The 21,781-nt window shown below is 70.8% G+C and carries 20 protein-coding genes; 10 read left to right on the top strand and 10 right to left on the bottom strand.

The annotated features are described in order from the left end of the window. Nucleotides 1-6 precede the first annotated feature (6 nt). A complete protein-coding gene (locus ACFYW8_RS35250; protein ID WP_389087878.1) occupies nucleotides 7-1,092 on the top strand; it encodes an S-adenosylmethionine:tRNA ribosyltransferase-isomerase in 1,086 nt (361 codons plus the stop codon). Between the two features lie 322 nt (nucleotides 1,093-1,414). Then, nucleotides 1,415-2,260: a transglycosylase SLT domain-containing protein gene (locus ACFYW8_RS35245; RefSeq protein WP_389087873.1), complete on the top strand. Its 846-nt coding sequence runs from the start codon at nucleotides 1,415-1,417 to the stop codon at nucleotides 2,258-2,260. An 82-nt stretch (nucleotides 2,261-2,342) separates the two neighbouring features. Here the strand turns inward: ACFYW8_RS35245 and ACFYW8_RS35240 are convergent, their stop codons facing one another. Next, nucleotides 2,343-4,826 carry an FHA domain-containing protein gene (locus ACFYW8_RS35240; protein WP_389087869.1) on the bottom strand — a complete coding sequence of 828 codons (2,484 nt, stop codon included), beginning with the start codon at nucleotides 4,824-4,826 and terminating at the stop codon, nucleotides 2,343-2,345. A 239-nt stretch (nucleotides 4,827-5,065) separates the two neighbouring features. On the opposite strand from ACFYW8_RS35240, the gene ACFYW8_RS35235 reads away from it, so the two are divergent. Together ACFYW8_RS35235 and serB are read left to right on the top strand one after the other, a co-directional pair. Further along, nucleotides 5,066-6,883 (top strand): streptophobe family protein, encoded by a 1,818-nt coding sequence (locus ACFYW8_RS35235; RefSeq protein ID WP_389087866.1) that lies wholly within the window; start codon nucleotides 5,066-5,068, stop codon nucleotides 6,881-6,883. Between the two features lie 404 nt (nucleotides 6,884-7,287). Next, nucleotides 7,288-8,505 (top strand): phosphoserine phosphatase SerB, encoded by a 1,218-nt coding sequence (serB, locus tag ACFYW8_RS35230; RefSeq protein ID WP_365877539.1) that lies wholly within the window; start codon nucleotides 7,288-7,290, stop codon nucleotides 8,503-8,505. Between the two features lie 67 nt (nucleotides 8,506-8,572). On the opposite strand, the gene ACFYW8_RS35225 is transcribed toward serB, so the two are convergent. From ACFYW8_RS35225 to ACFYW8_RS35210, 4 genes are all read right to left on the bottom strand, one after another. Continuing rightward, nucleotides 8,573-9,091 carry a histidine phosphatase family protein gene (locus ACFYW8_RS35225; RefSeq protein WP_365877541.1) on the bottom strand — a complete coding sequence of 173 codons (519 nt, stop codon included), beginning with the start codon at nucleotides 9,089-9,091 and terminating at the stop codon, nucleotides 8,573-8,575. 370 nt (nucleotides 9,092-9,461) lie between these two features. Continuing rightward, the gene (locus ACFYW8_RS35220; protein ID WP_365877543.1) at nucleotides 9,462-9,677 is read right to left on the bottom strand and encodes a hypothetical protein; all 216 of its coding nucleotides are present in this window, start codon (nucleotides 9,675-9,677) and stop codon (nucleotides 9,462-9,464) included. A 277-nt stretch (nucleotides 9,678-9,954) separates the two neighbouring features. Then, entirely contained in the window at nucleotides 9,955-10,071 is a 117-nt protein-coding gene (locus tag ACFYW8_RS35215) for an SGM_5486 family transporter-associated protein (RefSeq protein ID WP_365877545.1), read from the bottom strand. 62 nt (nucleotides 10,072-10,133) lie between these two features. Next, a complete protein-coding gene (locus ACFYW8_RS35210; RefSeq protein ID WP_389087853.1) occupies nucleotides 10,134-11,582 on the bottom strand; it encodes a CynX/NimT family MFS transporter in 1,449 nt (482 codons plus the stop codon). A gap of 111 nt (nucleotides 11,583-11,693) precedes the next feature. On the opposite strand from ACFYW8_RS35210, the gene ACFYW8_RS35205 reads away from it, so the two are divergent. Continuing rightward, a complete protein-coding gene (locus ACFYW8_RS35205) occupies nucleotides 11,694-12,380 on the top strand; it encodes a FadR/GntR family transcriptional regulator (RefSeq protein ID WP_365877549.1) in 687 nt (228 codons plus the stop codon). 154 nt (nucleotides 12,381-12,534) lie between these two features. On the opposite strand, the gene ACFYW8_RS35200 is transcribed toward ACFYW8_RS35205, so the two are convergent. From ACFYW8_RS35200 to fabG, 3 genes are all read right to left on the bottom strand, one after another. Beyond that, nucleotides 12,535-12,894, bottom strand: coding sequence for a hypothetical protein (locus ACFYW8_RS35200; RefSeq protein WP_389087846.1), 360 nt, complete (start codon nucleotides 12,892-12,894; stop codon nucleotides 12,535-12,537). Between the two features lie 180 nt (nucleotides 12,895-13,074). Continuing rightward, on the bottom strand, nucleotides 13,075-13,842 hold the full coding sequence (gene fabI, locus ACFYW8_RS35195; RefSeq protein WP_365877553.1) for an enoyl-ACP reductase FabI: 768 nt from the start codon (nucleotides 13,840-13,842) through the stop codon (nucleotides 13,075-13,077). A 5-nt stretch (nucleotides 13,843-13,847) separates the two neighbouring features. Next, nucleotides 13,848-14,567 (bottom strand): 3-oxoacyl-[acyl-carrier-protein] reductase, encoded by a 720-nt coding sequence (gene fabG / locus ACFYW8_RS35190; RefSeq protein ID WP_365877555.1) that lies wholly within the window; start codon nucleotides 14,565-14,567, stop codon nucleotides 13,848-13,850. Nucleotides 14,568-14,838: 271 nt separating this feature from the next. On the opposite strand from fabG, the gene ACFYW8_RS35185 reads away from it, so the two are divergent. The 3 genes from ACFYW8_RS35185 to tyrS are packed head-to-tail and all read left to right on the top strand — an operon-like array spanning nucleotide 14,839 to nucleotide 19,066. Further along, nucleotides 14,839-16,362: a TldD/PmbA family protein gene (locus ACFYW8_RS35185; RefSeq protein WP_389087837.1), complete on the top strand. Its 1,524-nt coding sequence runs from the start codon at nucleotides 14,839-14,841 to the stop codon at nucleotides 16,360-16,362. Then, entirely contained in the window at nucleotides 16,359-17,753 is a 1,395-nt protein-coding gene (locus ACFYW8_RS35180; RefSeq protein ID WP_389087832.1) for a metallopeptidase TldD-related protein, read from the top strand. Before ACFYW8_RS35185 ends, ACFYW8_RS35180 begins: the two co-directional genes overlap by 4 nt. Before the next feature lie 44 nt (nucleotides 17,754-17,797). Further along, on the top strand, nucleotides 17,798-19,066 hold the full coding sequence (gene tyrS, locus ACFYW8_RS35175; protein ID WP_365877561.1) for a tyrosine--tRNA ligase: 1,269 nt from the start codon (nucleotides 17,798-17,800) through the stop codon (nucleotides 19,064-19,066). Nucleotides 19,067-19,174: 108 nt separating this feature from the next. Here tyrS and ACFYW8_RS35170 read toward each other — a convergent pair whose 3' ends face one another. Beyond that, nucleotides 19,175-19,450 carry a GlsB/YeaQ/YmgE family stress response membrane protein gene (locus tag ACFYW8_RS35170; protein WP_261703242.1) on the bottom strand — a complete coding sequence of 92 codons (276 nt, stop codon included), beginning with the start codon at nucleotides 19,448-19,450 and terminating at the stop codon, nucleotides 19,175-19,177. A gap of 245 nt (nucleotides 19,451-19,695) precedes the next feature. Here ACFYW8_RS35170 and ACFYW8_RS35165 point away from each other — a divergent pair, with 245 nt between their 5' ends. Together ACFYW8_RS35165 and ACFYW8_RS35160 are read left to right on the top strand one after the other, a co-directional pair. Continuing rightward, a complete protein-coding gene (locus ACFYW8_RS35165) occupies nucleotides 19,696-20,082 on the top strand; it encodes a DUF3099 domain-containing protein (protein ID WP_389087955.1) in 387 nt (128 codons plus the stop codon). A 337-nt stretch (nucleotides 20,083-20,419) separates the two neighbouring features. Continuing rightward, on the top strand, nucleotides 20,420-20,674 hold the full coding sequence (locus tag ACFYW8_RS35160) for a hypothetical protein (protein WP_365877563.1): 255 nt from the start codon (nucleotides 20,420-20,422) through the stop codon (nucleotides 20,672-20,674). 64 nt (nucleotides 20,675-20,738) lie between these two features. On the opposite strand, the gene moaA is transcribed toward ACFYW8_RS35160, so the two are convergent. Further along, a complete protein-coding gene (gene moaA / locus ACFYW8_RS35155; protein ID WP_389087822.1) occupies nucleotides 20,739-21,728 on the bottom strand; it encodes a GTP 3',8-cyclase MoaA in 990 nt (329 codons plus the stop codon). Nucleotides 21,729-21,781: the final 53 nt, after the last annotated feature.

Genomic DNA, 21,781 nt, shown 5'->3' with positions numbered 1-21,781 from the left:
ACGGCGATGGGGGTTCCTCCGGTCGGGCGCGGCCGGGAGTGGGCAAGGCTTCCGGAGGAGTTGTCGGCGCGGGTGCCCGCGGAGCAGCGGGGTCCCGGCCGCGACCGGGATTCCGTACGGCTGCTGGTGTCCCGCGGTACCGAGGTGTCGCATCACGCGTTCGCGGAGCTGCCCCGGCAGCTGCGGGCCGGGGACCTGCTGATCGTCAACACCTCGGCCACCCTGGCGGCGGCCGTGGACGGACGGATCGGCCACGCGCGCGTGGTGGTGCACTTCTCCACGCGCGGCGATGACGGGCGGTGGGCGGTCGAACTGCGGGATCCCGACGGAAGGGGGACCACGCGTGCGCGTGCGGGCGGCCCCGCGGGAACGGTGGTGTGCCTGCCCGGGGACGTACGCCTCCACCTGGAGGAGCCGCTGAGCGCGCGCGGTGAGCGGCTGTGGTGGGGGCGGGTGCCCGACACGGACGTATGGGGACTGCTGCGGCGGCACGGGCGGCCCATTCGCTACTCCTATACGGCACGGGACCAGCCGCTGTCCGTGTACCAGACGGTGTTCGCGCTGCCGTCCGGCGACGGCGCGGGGAGTGCGGAGATGCCGAGCGCCGCGCGCCCCTTCACCGCGCGGCTGGTGGCGGAGCTGGTGAGCCGGGGCGTGCAGTTCGCACCGGTCACGCTGCACACGGGGGTCGCGTCGGCGGAGGCGCACGAGCCGCCCTATCCGGAGCGCTACGAGGTGTCGGCGGTGTCGGCGCGGCTGATCAACTCGGCGCGGGCCGGCGGGGGCCGGATCGTCGCGGTCGGTACGACGGCCGTACGGGCCGTCGAGTCCGCGACCGGCGCGGACGGGCTGGTCCGGGCGGCGAGGGGCTGGACCGGCCTCGTGGTGACGCCGGAACGCGGGGTGCGGGCCGTCGACGGGCTGCTGACCGGGCTGCACGAGCCACAGGCCTCGCATCTGCTGATGCTGGAGGCGATCGCGGGGAGAGCGGCGATCGGCCGCGGGTACGACGAGGCGCTGCGTATGCGCTACCTCTGGCACGAGTTCGGGGACGTGCACCTGATCCTCCCGGAGGAGGGCCCTCACTCTTAGCATTGCTCCCGCAACTGCCGGTCAGAATGACCTGGGGCCCATGTGAGCCCGCGCATAGGGTCCAGGTCACGTACGAAGGAGCATAGGAGATAAAAGGGACAAGATGACCAGCGGAGACGTGCCAGTCTGCCCCGATTTGCTCCTTCTGTGTCCACTATCCGACTTCGTAGGTCACACCTTTGCCACAGCATTTTGCGACCGCTAAGAATTGCGTTGTCGCTCAGCGCCGCGGGTTTCGCACCACGGCGTTTGTTCCGGAAAAACACAGTCCCCCGCCGGGACGAAGAGCGACCTCCGCGCTATTCGAAGAGGTCCATCAGTCATGCCCAAGAACATCAACACTCCTGGTCATCGTCCGACGCTGACCAAGCTCCACAAGCTTTCGATCGCCGGTGTGGCCACCCTCGGTGCCGCCGCCCTCGCGTTCTCCCTGGTGCCGGACAACTCCCACACCACCACGGACGACGCCGCCGCCCCCACGGCACAGGTCGCCTACAGCGAGCACCAGATCAAGGACGTCAAGGCCGTCGTCACCGGCCCGCTGGCCGGCGCCGACCTGAAGGCGCAGGCCATCGCGGCGAAGCAGAAGGCCGCGACCGACTCCGCGGCCGCGGCGAAGAAGAAGGCCGCCCACGCGGTGGCCGCCAAGAAGAACGCCGCCCACGCGGTGGCCGCCAAGAAGAAGGCCGCCGAGCAGGCCGCCGCGAAGAAGAACGCCGCGAAGAAGCAGGCCGCCGCGAAGAAGAACGCCGCGAAGAAGCAGGCCGCCGCGGCGCGCACCGAGGCCGCCGTCGCGAGCCGCTCCACGCAGCGCATCAAGCTCGAGACGGTCGCCGCGAAGACGTACGCGAACAACCTCGACGGCTGGATCCGCGAGTCCCTCGACATCATGAAGGCCAAGGGCATCCCCGGCACCTACCACGGGCTGCACAAGAACATCATGCGTGAGTCCTCGGGCAACCCGATGGCCATCAACGACTGGGACATCAACGCCATCAACGGCATCCCGTCGAAGGGCCTGCTGCAGGTCATCCCGCCGACGTTCAAGGCGTACCACGTGGCCGGCACCTCGTGGGACATCTACAACCCGGTCGCCAACATCACCGCCGCCGCCAACTACGCGGCCGACAAGTACGGTTCCATGGACAACGTGAACAGCGCGTACTGAGGACTCAGCGCGGAGTTCCCACACAGACGCCGAAGGGCGGCACCCCGGTCCGGGGTGCCGCCCTCGCGTCGTTCCCGGGCGTCTACTTGCGCATGACCTCGGGCTCGTGGCGGCGCAGGAAGCGGGCCACGAAGAAGCCGCAGACGGCACCGAGGACGATCAGCGCGATCATGTCCAGGGTCCAGGCCCCGGCCGTGTGGTTCCACAGCGGGTCCGTGCTCGTCGGGTCGTCCTGGTTCGGGAAGATGTTGTTCAGGTCCAGCGTGGCCCCGGAGGCCGCCACCGCCCAGCGGGCCGGCATCAGGTACGAGAACTGGTTGACACCCACCGTGCCGTTCAGGATGAACAGACAGCCGGTGAAGACGACCTGGACGATCGCGAACATGACCAGGAGCGGCATGGTCTTCTCGGCGGTCTTCACCAGCGAGGAGATGATCAGGCCGAACATCATCGACACGAAGCCCAGAGCCATGATCGGCAGCGTGAGCTCGACCTTGGGCAGGCTCTTGAGGATCAGCCCCTTCGCCGGCACCTCACGGCTGCCGAAGCCGATGGCACCGACCAGAGCGCCCTGCAGCAGGGTGATCACCCCGAGGACGATCACCTTGGACATCAGGTACGCCGAACGCGACAGGCCCGTCGCACGCTCCCGCTCGTAGATCACCCGTTCCTTGATCAGCTCACGGACCGAGTTGGCGGCGCCCGCGAAACACGCGCCGACCGCGAGGATCAGGAGCACGGTCGTGGCCGTGCCGTTGGCGACATGGGCCCCCGAGGGCAGCACCTTGTCGTTGACCAGCAGCGTCTTGCCGTTGTCGATGAGCAGGCTGACCGAGCCGAGGACCGCCGGCAGGATCACCGTCAGTGCCAGGAAGCCCTTGTCCGACGCGATCACCGAGGTGTAGCGGCGGATCAGCGTCATCAGCTGGGAGCCCCAGCTCTGCGGCTTCGGCGGCTTCATCGCCTGCGCGGGCGGCATCTGCGTCGACTGCGGGGCCACCGCGTCGATGTCGGCGGCGTACATCTGGTAGTGCTGCGAGCCCTTCCAGCGGCCCGCCCAGTCGTAGTCGCGGTAGTTCTCGAACGAGGAGAAGACGTCGGCCCAGGTCTCGTAGCCGAAGAAGTTCAGCGCCTCCTCCGGCGGACCGAAGTAGGCGACGGAGCCGCCGGGCGCCATGACGAGGAGCTTGTCGCAGATCGCGAGCTCCGCCACCGAGTGCGTGACGACGAGGACCGTACGGCCGTCGTCGGCGAGGCCGCGCAACAGCTGCATGACATCGCGGTCCATGCCCGGGTCGAGACCGGAGGTCGGCTCGTCCAGGAAGATCAGCGACGGCTTGGTGAGCAGCTCCAGAGCCACCGAGACGCGCTTGCGCTGGCCACCGGAGAGGGAGGTGACCTTCTTCTCCTTGTGGATGTCCAGCTTCAGCTCGCGCAGCACCTCGTCGATGCGCGCCTCGCGCTCCTCGCCCGTGGTGTCGGCGGGGAAGCGCAGCTTGGCCGCGTACTTGAGAGCCTTCTTGACGGTCAGCTCCTTGTGCAGGATGTCGTCCTGCGGAACCAGACCGATGCGCTGACGCAGCTCGGCGAACTGCTTGTACAGGTTCCGGTTGTCGTAGAGGACGTCACCCTGGTTGGCGGGGCGGTAGCCCGTGAGCGCCTTCAGGAGCGTCGACTTGCCGGATCCCGACGGGCCGATGACCGCGACGAGCGACTTCTCGGGTACGCCGAAGGAGACGTCCTTGAGGATCTGCTTGCCGCCGTCGACCGTGACGGTCAGGTGGCGGGCCGAGAAGGAGACCTCACCGGTGTCGACGAACTCCTCGAGCCGGTCTCCGACCAGACGGAACGTCGAGTGGCCGACACCGACGATGTCGTTCGGGCCGAGCAGCGCGGAGCCGCCCTTGGTGATCGGCATACCGTTGACGTACGTGCCGTTGTGCGAGCCGAGATCGCGGATCTCGAAGCGGCCGTCGGGCGTCGCGTGGAACTCGGCGTGGTGGCGCGAGACCTGGAGGTCGGAGACCACCAGTTCGTTCTCCAGCGCACGGCCTATGCGCATCACGCGGCCGAGCGAGAACTGGTGGAACGTCGTCGGGCTGCGGTCGCCGTAGACCGGCGGCGCCCCCGCGCCACCACCGGGTCCCTGCTGCTGCGGAATGCCCGCCGCCTGCTGCGGTTGCTGCGAGGCCGGCTCCGGCGCCTGCGGCGTCGGCTGCTGGGCCCAGCCGGGGCCCGCGCCCTGCGCCGCGAACGGCTGCGCCACCGGGGCCGCGGCACCGGACACGCTCAGCCGCGGTCCGTCGGTCGCGTTGCCGAGGTGAACGGCCGAACCGGGCCCGATCTCCAACTGGTGGATCCGCTGCCCCTGTACGAACGTGCCGTTGGTGCTCCCGTGGTCGTCGATGACCCAACTACGGCCGTTCCAGCTGATCGTGGCGTGACGCCAGGAGACCCTGGCGTCATCGAGCACGATGTCCCCCTGCGGATCACGTCCGAGGGTGTGCGGCCTGGACGCGTCGAGCGTCCAGGTCCGTCCATTCAATTCCAGTACGAGTTCCGGCACTCCAGCCCCACTGAGTTGTCCCCCGAGCTACCCCCATCACAGGGAGTCTAGGGATGTCGAACATCGTGGGGAACTATTTCAGTACAGGCCCCCTGACCGAAAGTCGGGCCTTGTGAAGGATGGCTACGGGCGGGTTGCCCGTTTCCGTTGACGGGGTTGAAACCGGCCCGGAGAGTGGTAATCCCACGCGAGGGGGACATTCGCGGGGATCACCGCGGCGCGGATCGGGGGGTCTGGCGATGAGCATCGGGACCATGCACCACGGCGGGAACACCAGGAGCGTGCCGTGGGGGGATGTGCTGTTGTCCGCGATCGCCTCCGTGAGCTGGGCGTTGATCGGCATGGCGGGCACAGCCGCGCTCGGTCTGCACCTGCTCGGGGCGGACGCGGCCGCCTCGCTCGGCCCCATGACCGCCGCGGTGGTGGCGCTCGGGGCGGGCGGTGCGGTGACGCCGTCCGGCAACGTCTCAGCCTTCGGGCTGAAGGGAGCGGAGGCGCAGTCCGCCATCCAGATCACCCCGCTGGGCGTCGGGCTGGTCGGCGCCCTGCTGATGTCGTGGTTCTTCCTACGGTCCTTGCGCGGGGCCGGAGTTGTCATCGCTCCCGCCGAACTCCTGGCGCGGGCGGGCTCGGTGATCGTCCTGTTCGTGGCGACACTGGGCGGGCTCGCCTGGGCCGGCCACGACGTCATCACGATCGACGGCGGCAAGCTCGGGCTGGACAAGGTCACGGGCGGTGGCGGCGGGCTCGGCGACATCACCGACAAACTCCCGGGCGGACTCGGAGACCTGGGCGGCCTGCTGCCCGGCAGGGTCGGTGACCTCGTGAAGGCGAAGGCGGCCGTGGGCTTCTCCGTCGACACCGCGCCGACGCTGCTCGGCGGGGCCGCGTGGGCCGCCGGTGTCCTGCTGATCGCTCTGCTGGCCTCCCGGCGTACGCCGTTGCCGCGCGGCTGGGACGCCGTGCACCGCGTGGTGCGGCCGGCCGCCTCCTCGCTCGTCGCCGTCCTGCTCGTCGCCGTACTGGCCGGGCTCGCGGCGGCGGCGTACGCGGCGATCGGCGACGCCCACCCGAAGCGGATCGCGGGAGCGGCACTGCTCGGCGCGCCCAACGGCGTGTGGCTCGGGATCCCCCTCGGGCTCTTCGTCCCCTGGGACGGCAAGGCCACCGGCGAACTCGCCAAACTGCTCCCCGACCCCCTCGACAGGCTGCTGACCGTCGACGCGTCCCGGCCCCTCACACTCGGGCGGCTCGCCGAACTCGACGGACGTGTATGGCTGTTGGGGGTCGCTGTCGTCCTCATGACGCTGTACGCGGGTGTCCTGACGGCTGCGCGTACGCCATTTGTACGGGCGGGGCATGGCGCCGTCGCGCGAGCGGGGGGTGCCTCGGATGTACGAGGCGACAGTGCCCTGCGGTTCGCCGGGCACTGCGCACTTCGGCTCGGGGTCGTGACGGCGCTGGCGCTGCCGCTGCTCGCGTGGCTGACGGAGGTGTCGGTGGACGCCTCCCTGTCCGTGCTCGGATTCGACGCCTTCGGGGCGGGGATCGAATTGCACGGGCGACTGGGACCGGCGTTGCTGCTGGGCGCCCTCTGGGGGGCGGGCGCCGGTGCCGTGGGGGCGTTGCTGGCCTGTGCGAGCGGGGCCGCGGGGCGGAGGGCTTCGGAGCTGGCACGGGGTGACTTGGGGAGTGGGGGGTCCGGGGTTCCTGGGCGGCCTGGGGAGCTTGGCAGCGTTGGCGCGGGTGCGGGTGCCGGTGACGGCGGGAGTGCGGGACCGTACCGGCCCCGGGGGTCGTACCGGGCGCCCAACCCCGACACCAATCCGTACCTGAAGGTGCCGGACGAATTGCGGGAGCCGGAGGATCGGGCGCCGGCGCCGAGGGGTTCACGGGCGGCGCCTGGTGACATGTACGGGGCGCCCACCGTGGTGGGGCCGATCGGGCGCCCACCGAGGCGTAGGCAGGACGGGCCACCACCGCCGCCGCCTCCGCCGCCCGTTCCGCCCAAGCCGGACGAGGGACCGCCGCCTCCTCCGCGCAGGCCCCGGCGTTGAGGAGCGCGGGTGCGTGGGGGCATGGGGCGTCGCCCGTTCCGCGCGTTCTTCGGCCGCGGCGTCGAGATTCAGCCCCTCCGGCGCTTCGAGAAGCGAGGTCCGGGGCGGAGCCCAGGGAGAATTTCAGCCCCTCCGGCGCTTGAGGAGCCGGGGTCCGGGCGGAGCCCCGGGGCGGGAAGGGCAAGGGCGGAGGGGCGAAATGCCGGGTTGCGGGCCCGCAGCACCCGGGATGCGGGCAATCCGGTGGGTGCGGGGACTTGTCGTGGGAAGTGGTGGACGCACGCGCGCGGCGGGGGTGGCCCGTTCGTCACCCGTGCGCCGTTCGGGTGTCACCCAGTGTTCCGTGTCCGCTGGGCGGACCGGGCGGGCGGAAGGCACTGGGTGCCGGATACGGTGGGAACACCATGAGCGCTTCGCAGACCTCTGATGTGCCCACTCTTCTTGTCAAGATCTTCGGCAAGGACCGGCCGGGCATCACCGCCGGACTCTTCGACACCCTCGCCGCCTACTCCGTCGACGTGGTCGACATCGAGCAGGTCGTCACCCGGGGGCGGATCGTGCTGTGCGCGCTCGTGACCGAGCCGCCCGCCGGCCTCGAAGGTGATCTGCGGGCCACCGTCCACAGCTGGGCGGAATCGATGAAGATGCAGGCGGAGATCATCTCCGGCCTCGGTGACAACCGCCCGCGCGGATCCGGACGTTCGCTGGTCACGGTGCTCGGGCACCCCCTCACCGCGGAGTCGACCGCCGCCATCGCCGCGCGCATCACGAAGACCGGCGGCAACATCGACCGTATCTTCCGGCTGGCCAAGTACCCGGTGACGGCGGTCGAGTTCGCCGTGTCCGGTACGGAGACCGAGGCACTGCGCACCGCGCTGGTGACCGAGGCCTCGGCACTCGGGGTGGACATCGCCGTGGTGGCCGCGGGCCTGCACCGCCGGGCCCAGCGTCTTGTCGTGATGGATGTGGACTCCACCCTCATCCAGGACGAGGTGATCGAGCTCTTCGCCGCGCACGCCGGGTGCGAGGACGAGGTCGCCGGGGTCACCGCGGCCGCGATGCGGGGCGAGCTGGACTTCGAGGAGTCCCTGCACGCGCGCGTGGCGCTCCTCAAGGGGCTGGACGCGTCGGTCGTGCAGAAGGTGCGCGAGGAGGTTCGGCTGACGCCGGGCGCGCGCACCCTGATCCGTACGCTGAAGCGGCTCGGCTTCCAAGTCGGTGTCGTCTCAGGCGGGTTCACGCAGGTGACCGACGACCTGAAGGAGCGGCTCGGGCTCGACTTCGCCCAGGCCAACACGCTGGAGATCGTCGACGGGAAACTGACCGGCCGGGTCACCGGGGAGATCGTGGACCGGGCGGGCAAGGCGCGGCTGCTGCGCCGGTTCGCCTCCGAGGCCGGGGTTCCGCTGGCCCAGACCGTGGCGATCGGCGACGGCGCCAACGACCTCGACATGCTCAACGCCGCCGGCCTCGGGGTCGCGTTCAACGCCAAGCCCGTCGTACGCCAGGCCGCGCACACCGCGGTGAACTTCCCGTTCCTCGACACGGTCCTGTATCTGCTGGGCGTCACCCGCGAAGAGGTCGAGGCCGCGGACATGCACGAGGACGACAACGCTCACTGAGTGAGGTCCTACGACGCGGGTCCCGGCACCGTCGCGGTGCCGGGCCCCGTCCGTCGCAGGGGCGGGTTCACTCCGTCGGAGCCCAGTAGTCGGTCAGGGCGCCCGATCCGGGCTCCAGGGACTTCCAGGGGCCGTCGAAGGAGATGACCGCGAAGGCGGCGGTGTGGAAACCGTGGGCATCCATACGCGTACGGGTGTCACCCTCGGCCCGGCCCGCCAGGACCTCGGCGAGGCCGTGCACGCCCGGGTTGTGACCGATGAGGATCACGTTGTGCGCGTCGTCCGGGGTTTCGTTGAGCACGGCGATCAGCTCGCCCGGTGAGGCTTCGTAGAGCCGCTCCTCATAGACCGTTTTCGGCCGGTGCGGGAGCTCCTGGACGGCATGCTTCCACGTCTCGCGGGTCCGGATCGCGGTGGAGCACAGGGCCAGGTCCAGGGGGATGCCGGTGTCGGCCAGCCTGCGTCCGGCGACGGCGGCGTCCATGCGGCCCCGGTCGGCGAGCGGCCGCTCGTGGTCGGACATCTGCGGCCAGTCGGCTTTCGCATGCCGGAAGAGGACGATCCTGCGGGGTTCTGCGACGCTCATGCGTCCCAGCTTCGCACGAAACATGCCATGGGGCGCAGGGAGTTGATGCGGTCCTCCGACGGGGGTGATGCCCTGCCCCGTCAGGGGTGATGCCGTGCCCTTTGAAGGGGCGAACGGTCTCCCCGGGTTGCGGACGGCGTCCGCCTGTGCGGGATGCGGGATGGCTCGATCAAGGCGGTCGGAACGGGCCGGCCCTGATCGGCGGCGGGGCTGTGGCGAGGGCGGGAGCTGCGGCAGAGAGGCTTTCGGAGGGCATTGCCTGCCGGGGTGGCACGGGTTGCCAGGGTGCCGCCGTGGAGTGGGTCGCCGACGGTCGAACGGTGGGGTGAGGGACACCCGGGTCCGCGGCGGCGGGCGACGCTTCCGCGTGTCACGGAGCGTTGTGCAGGACCGTCTGCTGGAAGCGCTCGAACATGTGGGTGATCGCCGGGTCGCTGCCCGCGGCGTGCGCGTCCGCCGGGTTGAGGATCATGAGCAGCAGGGTGACGAAGGCGAGCGTGGGCAGGGCGAGGGCCCACCAGGGCAGTCGGATGTCCACGCGGCCCGTGGTCGCCGGGTGGGGCCGGGTGTGCGTATGGGCCGACATGCCGCCTCCGTGGGTCTTCGGGTGTTCCCTGGGCCGCGTCTCGCGGTCACAACTCGAAGTTACGGACTCCGCGGTCCTCGGCCCATCCGGTGATCCACCCACTTGACCCTGACACCCACCCCCTAGGGGACGGGGGGTTACCCCTACCCCCGGACCCGCAGGCGGGTCGGCGTCGGGGAGCGCCCGTCACCCGGAGGCGTGCGAGGGGCGGCGTCACCGGCACCACGGCACCGGTGCGGCGGCGGCCGGCGGGCACCGCGGCCGGGGGCTCTGTCGTTCAGCGTGACGCGACGGACGCGATGACGCCGATGATCACGGTGATGGCCAGCATCGCGCCGAGCACGAGCAGCAGCTTCTTCTGGCCGTTCTGGGGGTTCGGGTCGAGCACAGGCATGGCGCCAGTCTCGCACTCCTGGTCCGCTCCGCCGCCGCCGGGGCCCGTCTCCCGGAACCGGGTCAGGCGGCGGCCTCGTCCTCCACCGTGCGGTTGCGGCCTGCCAGGATGCCGACGCCGATCTGCGGGACCATCAGCCCGGCCATCATCGCGAGCGGCAGGCCCCAGCCGCCGCTGTGCTGGTAGAGCACGCCCACGAGCAGCGGGCCCGGGATCGAGAGCAGATAGCCGGTGCTCTGGGCGAACGCCGACAGCTGGGCGACACCGGCGCCGGTCCGGGCCCGCAGGCCGACCATGGTGAGGGCCAGCGGAAAGGCGCAGTTGGAGATGCCGAGCAGCAGGGCCCAGGCCCAGGCACCCGCCGCCGGGGCCAGATAGAGGCCCGCGTAACCGGCGAGGCCGCAGAGGCCGAGGGCGACCACGATCGGCCCCTGGTGGGGCAGACGGGTGGCGAGGCGCGGGATGACGAAGGCCAGCGGCACGCCCATCACCATGGTGACGGCGAGGAGCAGTCCGGCGGTGCCCGCGGCGACGCCCGCGTCGCGGAAGATCTGTGGCATCCAGCCCATCGTGATGTAGGCGGCGGTGGCCTGGAGGCCGAAGAAGACCGCGAGCGCCCAGGCCGTACGGCTGCGGGTGATGCGCGGCCCGCCGGGCTCGTGCCGGGTGACGACGGGACCGGCGGGCCCGAGATCACCGGTGCGGGCCGCGGTGGCCGCGGCAGGCGCCGGATCGCGGATACGACCGGTGCCGGACGCCACGGACCCACGGGCACCTGTGCGGGCCGCGTCGGACGCGGCCGACTCACGATCACCGGCACGGGCCGCGCCGGCAGGCCCACGGTCACCGGCCGGAGAATCGGCGCCCCGCGCGCGTGCCAGCAGAATCCACGGGACGACGGCCGCCGCAGCGAGGCCCGCCCACACCACGAGCCCGGACCGCCAGTCGCCTCCCAGGGCGTCGGTCATGGGGACGGTCACAGCGGCGGCGGCCGAGGTGCCGAGCGCGAGGGCCATCGAGTACAGGCCCGTCATGGAGCCGACCCTGTCGGGGAACCAGCGCTTGACGATCACCGGCATCAGGACGTTGCTGACGGCGATGCCCATGAGCGCCAGCGCGCTGGCGGCCAGGAAGCCGGCCGTGCCCCCGATGTAGGGGCGCACGGCCAGGCCCGTCGTGATGGCGACCATGCCCGCGCAGACGACGGCGGCGGGCCCGAAGCGGCGGGCGAGCCGTGGTGCCGTCACGCCGAAGACGGCGAAGCACAGGGGCGGTACGGAGGTGAGCAGTCCGGCGACGCCGCCGCTCATCCCGAGGCCGCCGCGTACCTCTTCGAGGAGGGCGCCGAGGCTGGTGATGGCCGGGCGCAGGTTGAGTGCGGCGAGGACGATGCCGGCGACCACGAGCCGCGTCGTCCACGCGCGCGTGGCGGGCGTTTCGGGTGCCGTGCTCTCGGTGGAGCGGCGTATCGCTGGGGACGTCGTAGTCGTCCGGGTCTCCTCGGTGGCCATGCCCTCATCATAGAATCATGGGATGATTGGCTGTCCAATCCCGCTGCGTTAATCTCCGGAGCCTCCGGCCCCGCGCGAACGATCACACCCGGGCCCGTACGAAGGACCGTCATGCCGCTGAGCCATCCCCGCCGTTCGGCCCTGTCCGAGCAGGTCATCGCCGAGCTGCGGAACCAGATCACCTCGGGCGAGTGGCCGGTGGGCTCGCGTATCCCGACCGAGCCGGAGCTCGTCGACCAGCTCGGCGTCGCCCGCAACACCGTGCGCGAGGCCGTCCGGGCGCTCGCCCACAACGGGCTGCTGGACATCCGGCAGGGCTCGGGAACCTATGTCGTGGCGACCAGCGAGCTGGCGGGCGTGATGCACCGGCGGTTCGCGGACGCCGACCCTCGGCACATCGCGGAACTGCGTTCCACGCTGGAGTCGAGCGCCGCCCGGCTGGCCGCCGAGCGGCGCACCGAGCGCGATCTCAAGCAGCTGGACGCTCTCCTGGTACGCCGGGAGGAGGCCTGGGAGTCGGGCGACGCGGAGGCCTTCGTGGCCGCCGACGCGACCTTCCATCTGGCGGTGGTGGCCGCGTCCCGCAACGACGTCATGACGGCGATGTACGCGGATCTGGGCGAGGTTCTGCGCGACTGGCTGCGCGAGGACGTCGGCAAGGAGCTGACGCCGGAGACGTACATGGACCACGCCCGGCTCGTCGACGCGATCCGGACGGGCGACGCCGAGGCGGCGGCCGCGGAGGCCGCGAGCTATCCGTTCCAGTGCAGGCCCGGACGGCCGGGGGGCCAGGGGTAGGCGCGGGCACCCACCCGGCCGCCGGGAGGGCCGGACGGCACGACCGTCAGGCGCGGTCACGGACCGGGGCGGCTCGCAGGCGCGGGCGCCGGACCCGGGCGGCCGGACGTCACGGCCCGTAGGCGCGGGCACCGGCGGCCGAGCGCGCCGGACATCATGTCCCGTGGGTGATCCAGACCGTGCGGATCTCCTTCCAGCAGCGGCCGGTGAGCCGGACCGTCATCGCGGGTCCGACGTCGACCGGGGCGCTGTCGCTGTCGATGTCCCACCAGCGGGCGCACTCGACGTGCAGACTGACGCGGTCGGTGCCCACATAGGGGTTGTGGCAGTACGCGACGACATGGGAACCGGTGACGGTGGTCCGGCACTCGGCGCCGAACGGCTGGGGCGCGGCGGGCGTCCGGGGCCCCGCGTTCGCACCCTCCGAGCGCGGCTGGGGCATCGCTTCGTACGGTACGGCCATCACCAGAGCGACAGCGGCGAACACCGGGGCAAAGCGGCGGGACAGGCGCACAAGGGGACCTCCTCGGCCGTACGGCTGCGGGGCGGTGCGTTCTCCCAGCGTGCGGGGCAGGGGCTCCGGGCCGCCCGGCCGAATGGGCCGAACGGGCGACGCCCCGCTCCCCGCGCGTTGCGGGAAACGGGGCGTCGATACGGGGCGTCGATACGGGGCGTCGATACGGGGCGTAAGCGTTTACGCGCCGATGGCGTGCAGACCGCCGTCCACGTGGATGATCTCGCCCGTGGTCTTCGGGAACCAGTCGCTCAGCAGGGCGACGACGCCCTTGCCGGCCGGCTCCGGGTCCTTGAGGTCCCACTCCAGGGGCGCGCGGGTGTCCCACACCGAGGCGAGCTCGCCGAAGCCCGGAATGGACTTGGCGGCCATGGAGCCGATCGGACCCGCCGAGATGAGGTTGCAGCGGATGTTCTGCTTGCCCAGGTCGCGCGCCATGTAGCGGCTGGTGGCCTCCAGGGCGGCCTTGGCCGGGCCCATCCAGTCGTACTGCGGCCAGGCGTACTGCGCGTCGAAGGTGAGGCCGACGACGGAGCCGCCGCTCTGCATCAGCGGCAGGCAGGCCATGGTCAGCGACTTCAGGGAGAACGCCGAGACGTGCATGGCCGTGGCGACCGACTCGAACGGCGTGTTCAGGAAGTTGCCGCCGAGGGCGTCCTGCGGCGCGAAGCCGATGGAGTGCACGACGCCGTCGAGGCCGCCCAGCTCCTCGCCGACGATGTCGGCGAGACGTCCGAGGTGCTCCTCGTTGGTGACGTCGAGCTCGATGACCTTGGTGGGCTTCGGCAGTTTCCTGGCGATGCGCTCGGTCAGCGTGGGCCGCGGGAAGGCGGTCAGGATGATCTCGGCCCCCTGCTCCTGGGCCAGCTTGGCGGTGTGGAAGGCGATGGAGGACTCCATCAGCACACCGGTGATCAGGACGCGCTTGCCCTCGAGAATTCCGCTCATGGTGATCAGTGACCCATTCCCAGTCCGCCGTCAACCGGGATGACGGCTCCAGTGATGTACGAGGCGTCGTCCGAGGCGAGGAACCGCACCGTCGCGGCGATCTCCTCGGGCTGCGCGTAACGGCCGAGCGGCACCTGCGACACGATGTTCGCGCGCTGCTCCTCGGTGAGCGACTTCGTCATGTCGGTGTCGACGAAGCCGGGCGCGACGACGTTGAAGGTGAGGTTGCGCGAGCCGAGCTCCCGGGCGAGCGAACGAGCGAAGCCGACCAGGGCGGCCTTCGACGCGGCGTAGTTCGCCTGTCCCGCCGAGCCGAGCAGCCCGACGACCGACGAGATCAGCACGACGCGGCCCTTCTTGGCGCGCAGCATGCCGCGGTTGGCGCGCTTGACCACGCGGAAGGCGCCGGTGAGGTTCGTGTCGATGACCGAGGTGAAATCCTCCTCGGACATCCGCATGAGCAGCTGGTCCTTGGTGACACCGGCGTTGGCGATCAGGACCTCGACCGGGCCGTGCTCGGCCTCGATCTCCTTGTAGGCCTGCTCCACCTGCTCGCTGTCGGTGATGTCGCACTTGACCGCCAGGCACCCCAATTCCGCCAGGGCGGCCGGCGGCTCACCGGACCGGTACGTGATCGCGACCTTGTCGCCTGCGTCGGCGAATGCGCGGGCGATGGCGAGGCCGATGCCCCGGTTGCCTCCGGTGACGAGAACCGAGCGGCTCAACGGATCACCCTTTCGTTAGCGGACTGAAACCCCTGCAATACAGGCGCCTTCCCCGAAAACCTATCGGTCCGCCAGGCCTCCCAGAGAATCGGGCACCGACAGTGGGTTCGGGTGACTGCTGTCGGATCCCTACAGAAAACGGCGGCTGTACGGCCGTAAGGCGGAAGCGGCAAGGCCGAAAGACTCGCCCGGTCACCGCAAAGGCGTGGCCGCCGGACCCGCCCGCGCGACATGATCGGACCCGACGGGCCACGACAGCAGGGAGACCTCGGTGCCTCATTCCATCGACGAAGCCTTCACGGCGCTACCGCTGCGCGCACTCGCCGACGCCGCGCTCGCGCGGGCGCGGGCGCTGGGCGCCGATCACGCGGACTTCCGGTTCGAGCGGGTGCGCAGCGCGTCCTGGCGGCTGCGCGACGCCAAGCCGGCCGGGTCGTCGGACACCACCGACCTGGGGTACGCGGTGCGGGTCGTGCACGGCGGGACCTGGGGTTTCGCCTCGGGCGTGGATCTGACGATGGACGCGGCCGCGAAAGTCGCCTCGCAGGCGGTGGCGATGGCGAAGCTGTCGGCCCAGGTGATCAAGGCGGCCGGTTCCGACGAGCGCGTGGAGCTGGCCCAGGAGCCCGTGCACGCCGAGAAGACGTGGATCTCGTCGTACGAGATCGATCCCTTCTCCGTCCCGGACGAGGAGAAGGCGGGGCTGCTCACGGACTGGAGCGCGCGGCTGCTGGCGGCCGACGGCGTCAACCATGTCGACGCGTCGCTGCTGACCGTGCACGAGAACAAGTTCTACGCCGACACCGCCGGGACGGTGACCACGCAGCAGCGGGTGCGGCTGCACCCGCAGCTCACCGCGGTGGCCGTCGACGACTCCAGCGGCGAGTTCGACTCGATGCGGACGATCGCGCCGCCGGTCGGTCGCGGCTGGGAGTACCTGCTGGGCACCGGCTGGGACTGGGAGTCCGAACTGGAGCGGATTCCCGGACTGCTCGCGGAGAAGATGCGGGCACCGAGCGTCGAGGCGGGGCTGTACGACCTCGTCGTCGACCCGTCCAACCTGTGGCTGACCATCCACGAGTCCATCGGCCACGCCACCGAACTGGACCGCGCGCTCGGCTACGAGGCCGCGTACGCCGGGACGTCCTTCGCCACCTTCGACCAGCTCGGCAAGCTCAGGTACGGCTCCGATCTGATGAACGTGACCGGTGACCGCACCGCCGAGCACGGCCTCGCGACCATCGGGTACGACGACGAGGGCGTCGAGGGCCAGTCCTGGGACCTCGTGAAGGAGGGCACGCTCGTCGGCTACCAGCTGGACCGGCGGATCGCGAGGCTGACGGGCTTCGAGCGGTCCAACGGATGCGCGTACGCCGACTCGCCCGCGCATGTGCCCGTGCAGCGGATGGCCAACGTGTCTCTCCGGCCGGACCCCGGCGGGTTGTCCACCGAGGATCTGATCGGGGGCGTCGACCGCGGCATCTACGTCGTCGGCGACCGGTCCTGGTCCATCGACATGCAGCGCTACAACTTCCAGTTCACCGGACAGCGGTTCTTCAAGATCGAGAACGGCCGGATCACGGGTCAGCTGCGTGATGTCGCGTACCAGGCGACCACCACCGACTTCTGGGGTTCGATGGCCGCGGTGGGCGGCCCGCAGACGTACGTCCTGGGCGGTGCCTTCAACTGCGGCAAGGCCCAGCCGGGCCAGGTCGCCGCCGTGTCGCACGGCTGCCCGTCCGCCCTCTTCAAGGGTGTCAACATCCTCAACACCACGCAGGAGGCGGGTCGATGAGCGCTCGTACGAGCAAGCCGCACGAGGTCGTCGAGCGCGCCCTCGAACTGTCCCGGGCCGACGGCTGTGTGGTGATCGCCGACGAGCAGTCCACCGCCAACCTGCGCTGGGCGGGCAACGCGCTCACCACGAACGGGGTCACGCGCGGGCGCACGCTCACCGTGATCGCCACCGTCGACGGCCGCGAGGGCACCTCGTCCGGTGTGGTCTCGCGCTCGGCCGTGACCGCCGACGAGCTGGAGCCCCTGGTGCGGGCGGCCGAGGCCGCGGCGCGGGGCGCCGGTCCCGCCGAGGACGGCCGGCCGCTGGTGACGGGCGTACCGGAGTCCCCCGACTTCACGGACGCGCCCGCCGAGACCTCGTCCACCGTCTTCGCCGACTTCGCGCCGGCGCTCGGGGAATCGTTCGCACGCGCGCGTGCGGGCGGCCGTGAGCTGTACGGCTTCGCCAATCACGAGCTCGTCTCCAGCTACCTCGGTACGTCGACGGGTCTGCGGCTGCGGCACGACCAGCCGAACGGCACGCTGGAGCTCAACGCCAAGTCCCCGGACCGTACGCGTTCGGCATGGGCGGGGCGCTCGACGCGGGACTTCAAGGACGTCGACCCGGCGGCGCTGGACGCGGAACTGGCCGTACGGCTCGGCTGGGCCGAGCGGCGCGTCGAGCTGCCGGCCGGGCGCTACGAGACGCTGCTGCCGCCGACCGCGGTCGCGGACCTGCTGATCTACCAGATGTGGTCGGCCGCCGCCCGGGACGCGGCCGAGGGCCGGACCGTCTTCAGCAAGCCCGGCGGCGGCACCCGGATCGGCGAGCGGCTCACCGAGCTGCCGCTGACGCTGCGCAGCGACCCGAACGAGCCGGGCCTGGAGTCCGCTCCCTTCGTCCTCACGCATTCCTCGGGCGACGACGCCTCCGTGTTCGACAACGGGCTGCCGCTCAAGGCCACCGACTGGATCCACCGGGGCGAGCTGCGGCATCTGTCCACCACCCGGCACAGCGCCGGGCTGACCGGGCTGCCGGTGACACCGACGATCGGGAACCTCGTCCTCGACGGCGGCGAGGACCGTTCTCTGGAGGAGATGGTCGCCGCGACCGAGCGCGGTCTGCTGCTGACCTGCCTCTGGTACATCCGCGAGGTCGACCCGGCGACGCTGCTGCTGACCGGGCTCACCCGGGACGGCGTCTACCTCGTCGAGAACGGCGAGGTCGTGGGAGAGGTGAACAACTTCCGGTTCAACGAGTCGCCGGTGGGGCTGCTGGGGCGGGCCACGGAGGCCGGGCGGACGGAGAAGACGCTGCCCCGTGAGTGGAGCGACTGGTTCACCAGGGCCGCGATGCCCGCCCTGCGGGTGCCGGACTTCAATATGAGCTCTGTCAGCCAGGGCGTATAACCTCGTACCTGATTCACGAGACCACTCAAGGAGATACGAGAACAGTGACGGACATCGTCGACGAGCTGAAGTGGCGGGGCCTGTTCTCCCTGTCCACCGACGAAGATGCTTTGCGCAAGGCGCTCGCGGACGGTCCCGTCACGTTCTATTGCGGCTTCGACCCGACCGCGCCCAGCCTGCACGTCGGTCACCTGGTGCAGGTGCTCACCATGCGCCGGCTCCAGCAGGCGGGACTGCGGCCGCTGCCCCTGGTGGGCGGGGCGACGGGCCAGATCGGTGACCCCCGCCCGACGGCCGAGCGCACGCTGAACGACCCGGAGACGGTAGCGAACTGGGTGACGCGGCTGCGTTCGCAGATCGAGCCGTTCCTGTCCTTCGAGGGCGAGAACGCCGCGGTCATGGTGAACAACCTCGACTGGACGGCCGGTCTGTCGGCGATCGAGTTCCTGCGGGACATCGGCAAGCACTTCCGCGTCAACAAGATGCTGACCAAGGACTCGGTGGCCCGCCGCCTGGAGTCCGAGGAGGGCATCAGCTACACGGAGTTCAGCTACCAGCTGCTGCAGGGCATGGACTTCCTGGAGCTGTACCGACGGTACGGCTGCACGTTGCAGCAGGGCGGCAGCGACCAGTGGGGCAACCTCACGGCGGGCCTGGACCTGATCCACCGCCTGGAGCCCGGGGCCCATGTGCACGCGCTGGCGACGCCGCTGATGGTCAAGGCGGACGGCACCAAGTTCGGCAAGACCGAGGGCGGTGCCGTCTGGCTCGACCCGGAGATGACGACGCCGTACGCGTTCTACCAGTTCTGGCTGAACGTGGACGACCGTGACATCTCGACGTACATGCGCATCCTGTCCTTCAGGTCACCCGAAGAGCTGGAGGAGCTGGAGAAGCAGACCGAGGAGCGTCCGCAGGCCCGTGCCGCCCAGCGCGCGCTGGCCGAGGAGCTGACGACGCTGGTGCACGGCGCCGACCAGACGGCCGCCGTGATCGCCGCGTCCAAGGCCCTCTTCGGGCAGGGCGAGCTGACCGACCTCGACGAGCGGACGCTCGCCGCCGCCCTGTCCGAGGTACCGCACATCCAGGTCGCCGAGGCTGGTCTCGTGGTGGACCTCTTCGCGGAGGTCGGCCTGGTGGCCAGCAAGTCCGCCGCGCGCCGCACGGTCAAGGAGGGCGGGGCGTACGTGAACAACGTGAAGGTCGCCGCCGAGGACGCCGTCCCGGACAAGACGGACCTGCTGCACGGGCGGTGGCTGGTGCTGCGCCGGGGCAAGAAGAGCCTGGCCGCGGTCGAGGTCACGGGCGGCTGAGGCCTCCCCCGGCTTCGACCCGCGCGGACGAAGGGGGCGGCTCCCTGACGGAGCCGCCCCCTTCGTCGTACCGCCGTTCCCGGGGAGGCCGGGCGGCAGGCCGTCGTCTCAGGTCTTCACCTTGTCGCCCCGTACGGCCATGTAGAGCATGTCGCCGAGGAAGACGAGGACGATCGCGGCGGCCAGTTGCAGCGCGTGCCGTCCCCAGTCGATGCCTCTGGTCTCGGCGATGCCGATGCCGCGGGCGATCGCGTTGCCGACGATCGCTCCGAGGATGCCGAAGATGGTCGTCAGCCAGAGCGGGCTGTGCTGCTTCCCCGGAATGATCGCCTTGGCGATCAGGCCCAGCACGAACCCGACGATGATCGCCCACAACCAGCCCATGTCCGCCTCCTCGTGCCCGCTCCCCGTGAGCAGTACCGTCAGTCTCTTGCCGTCCGCCATACGGCGCATGTCGGACGGAGCCGTACGCGCTACGACGCACCGTGTCCACCCGGTCCGGACATGCCCCGGTCTCGAAGGCGGCGCAGTCGCGGCGTAACGTGGAGGGAGTCCGGGCCCGCTTCCTCGACGGGTTCGTGCCGGGTACGGACCGGGGAGCGTCCGACGCAGGCGGGTGGTGGAGTGTGATCAGGAAGCAGAGCAACGTCCAGGTCTTCCGGATCACCGGAGCCAGACAGAGCCTGGACGACGACGTACGCGGCCGGCAGCGGCGCTATGTCATCTCGATGTCCGTCCGCACGGTGTCCGTGATCCTGGCGGCCACCCTGTGGAACGTCGAACGGCCCGTCGCTCTCGTCGCGCTGGTCCTCGGAATTCTCCTCCCGTACGTCGCCGTGGTCATCGCCAACGCCGGACGCGAGAACACGCCCTCGCTTCCCTCGACGTTCGTCACCGCGCCGCTGCGTCCGATGATCACGCCGCCCCGGCAGGACGGCTCCGGGGATGCGTCCCCCAAGGACGCCACGGGCGATCCGGGGGCGCCACCGGTGGCCGAGCCGCACGACTCGGGCTGAGTACGGACCGGACTCGAACCGCGCCCGAACTCGCCGCGGGGCAAAGCCGATTCAGCCCCGGACGGATGTCGGAGGAATATCCGAAAACGGAATATCGCCGCGCAGACAAGCTCAAGAAAAGCTCAGATCAATCATGTTGTTCCGGTGCCGGGCGGCGGGTTACCCGTGACATACTTCGTACGCGCTCCGCATCCCCCGTCGGAGCGACGGACCGACGCCGGGCAGCTCCCCCCGTGGCTGCTCGGCGTCGCCTTTATGTGCTGTCGGAGCCCCCATCCACGAACGCCGGCCCACCGCGCGGAACGCGCGACGCGAGGCCTCGGCTAGGGTCGGCAGGGTGATTCTGAACGCCCCCGGCTCCGATCCCGCGTCCCCCGTCTGCTCGGCCAAGGCCTGCCGCGCGGACGCCGTGTGGGTGCTCGCCTGGAACAACCCGAAGCTGCACACGCCCGAGCGCCGTAAGACCTGGCTCGCGTGTGATGAGCACCGCGAGCACCTGTCGCAGTTCCTCGGTGTGCGCGGGTTCCTGAAGGATGTCGTGCCGCTCGACGAGTGGGAGGCTTCCCGGCCGGCCGAGCCCGGCGAGGGATAGCCGGCGGACCGCCGGTCCCCGTCAGCCGCCGGACCGACGGGCCTGATCGGAGCGCCGGTCCTCGTCAGCCGCCGATCGCCGACATCGGGCGGTCGGGCTGGACGAACGACGGGTCGTCCAGGCCCGCCCCCGCCTTCTTGCCCCACATCGCGACGCGCCATGTGCGGGCGATCTCCTCGTCGGGCGCGCCCGAGCGCAGTGCGGCCCGCAGGTCGGTCTCCTCGGTGGCGAAGAGACAGGTGCGCACCTGGCCGTCCGCGGTGAGGCGGGTGCGGTCGCAGGCCGCGCAGAAGGGGCGGGTGACCGAGGCGATCACGCCGACGCGATGCGGGCCGCCGTCGACGAGCCAGCGCTCGGCGGGTGCGGAACCGCGCTCGGCGGCGCCTTCCTCGGTGAGCTCGAAGCGGGTGCGCAGCGAGGCCAGGATGTCGCCGGCGGTGACCATGCCGTCGCGCTTCCAGCCGTGCTGGGCGTCCAGGGGCATCTGCTCGATGAAGCGGAGTTCGTAGTCGTGCGCCACGGCCCAGGCCAGCAGGTCCGGGGCTTCGTCGGCGTTCAGGCCCGGCATCAGGACCGAGTTGACCTTGACGGGGGTCAGACCGGCGTCGCGGGCGGCTTCGAGACCTTCGATGACGTCCTTGTGGCGGTCACGGCGGGTGAGGGTCTTGAAGACGTCGGGGCGCAGGGTGTCCAGCGAGACGTTCACCCGGTCCAGGCCCGCGGCCTTCAGCGCGGCCGCGGTGCGCTTGAGGCCGATGCCGTTGGTCGTGAGGGACATCTGGGGGCGGGGGCTGAGGGCCGCGACCCGCTCGACGATGCCGACGAGGCCGGGGCGCAGCAGGGGCTCGCCTCCGGTGAAACGGACTTCCTCGATGCCGAGGCGGGTGACCGCGATCTCTATCAGGCGGACGATCTCGTCGTCCGTGAGCAGGTCGGGCTTGGCGAGCCACTGCAGGCCCTCTTCGGGCATGCAGTACGTGCACCGGAGATTGCACCGGTCCGTCAGTGAGACACGCAGGTCGGTGGCGACCCGGCCGTAGGTGTCGATGAGCACGCGGGCCCCCTCCCTCGTTGCCGATCTCTTTTTCCGGACACCTGTGAGCCTAC

Source organism: Streptomyces sp. NPDC002742 (assembly GCF_042888885.1).
Lineage (GTDB): Bacteria > Actinomycetota > Actinomycetes > Streptomycetales > Streptomycetaceae > Streptomyces.
The sequence above is the reverse complement of the archived record's forward strand: the minus strand, read 5'-3'. Positions and strand labels throughout refer to the sequence as shown.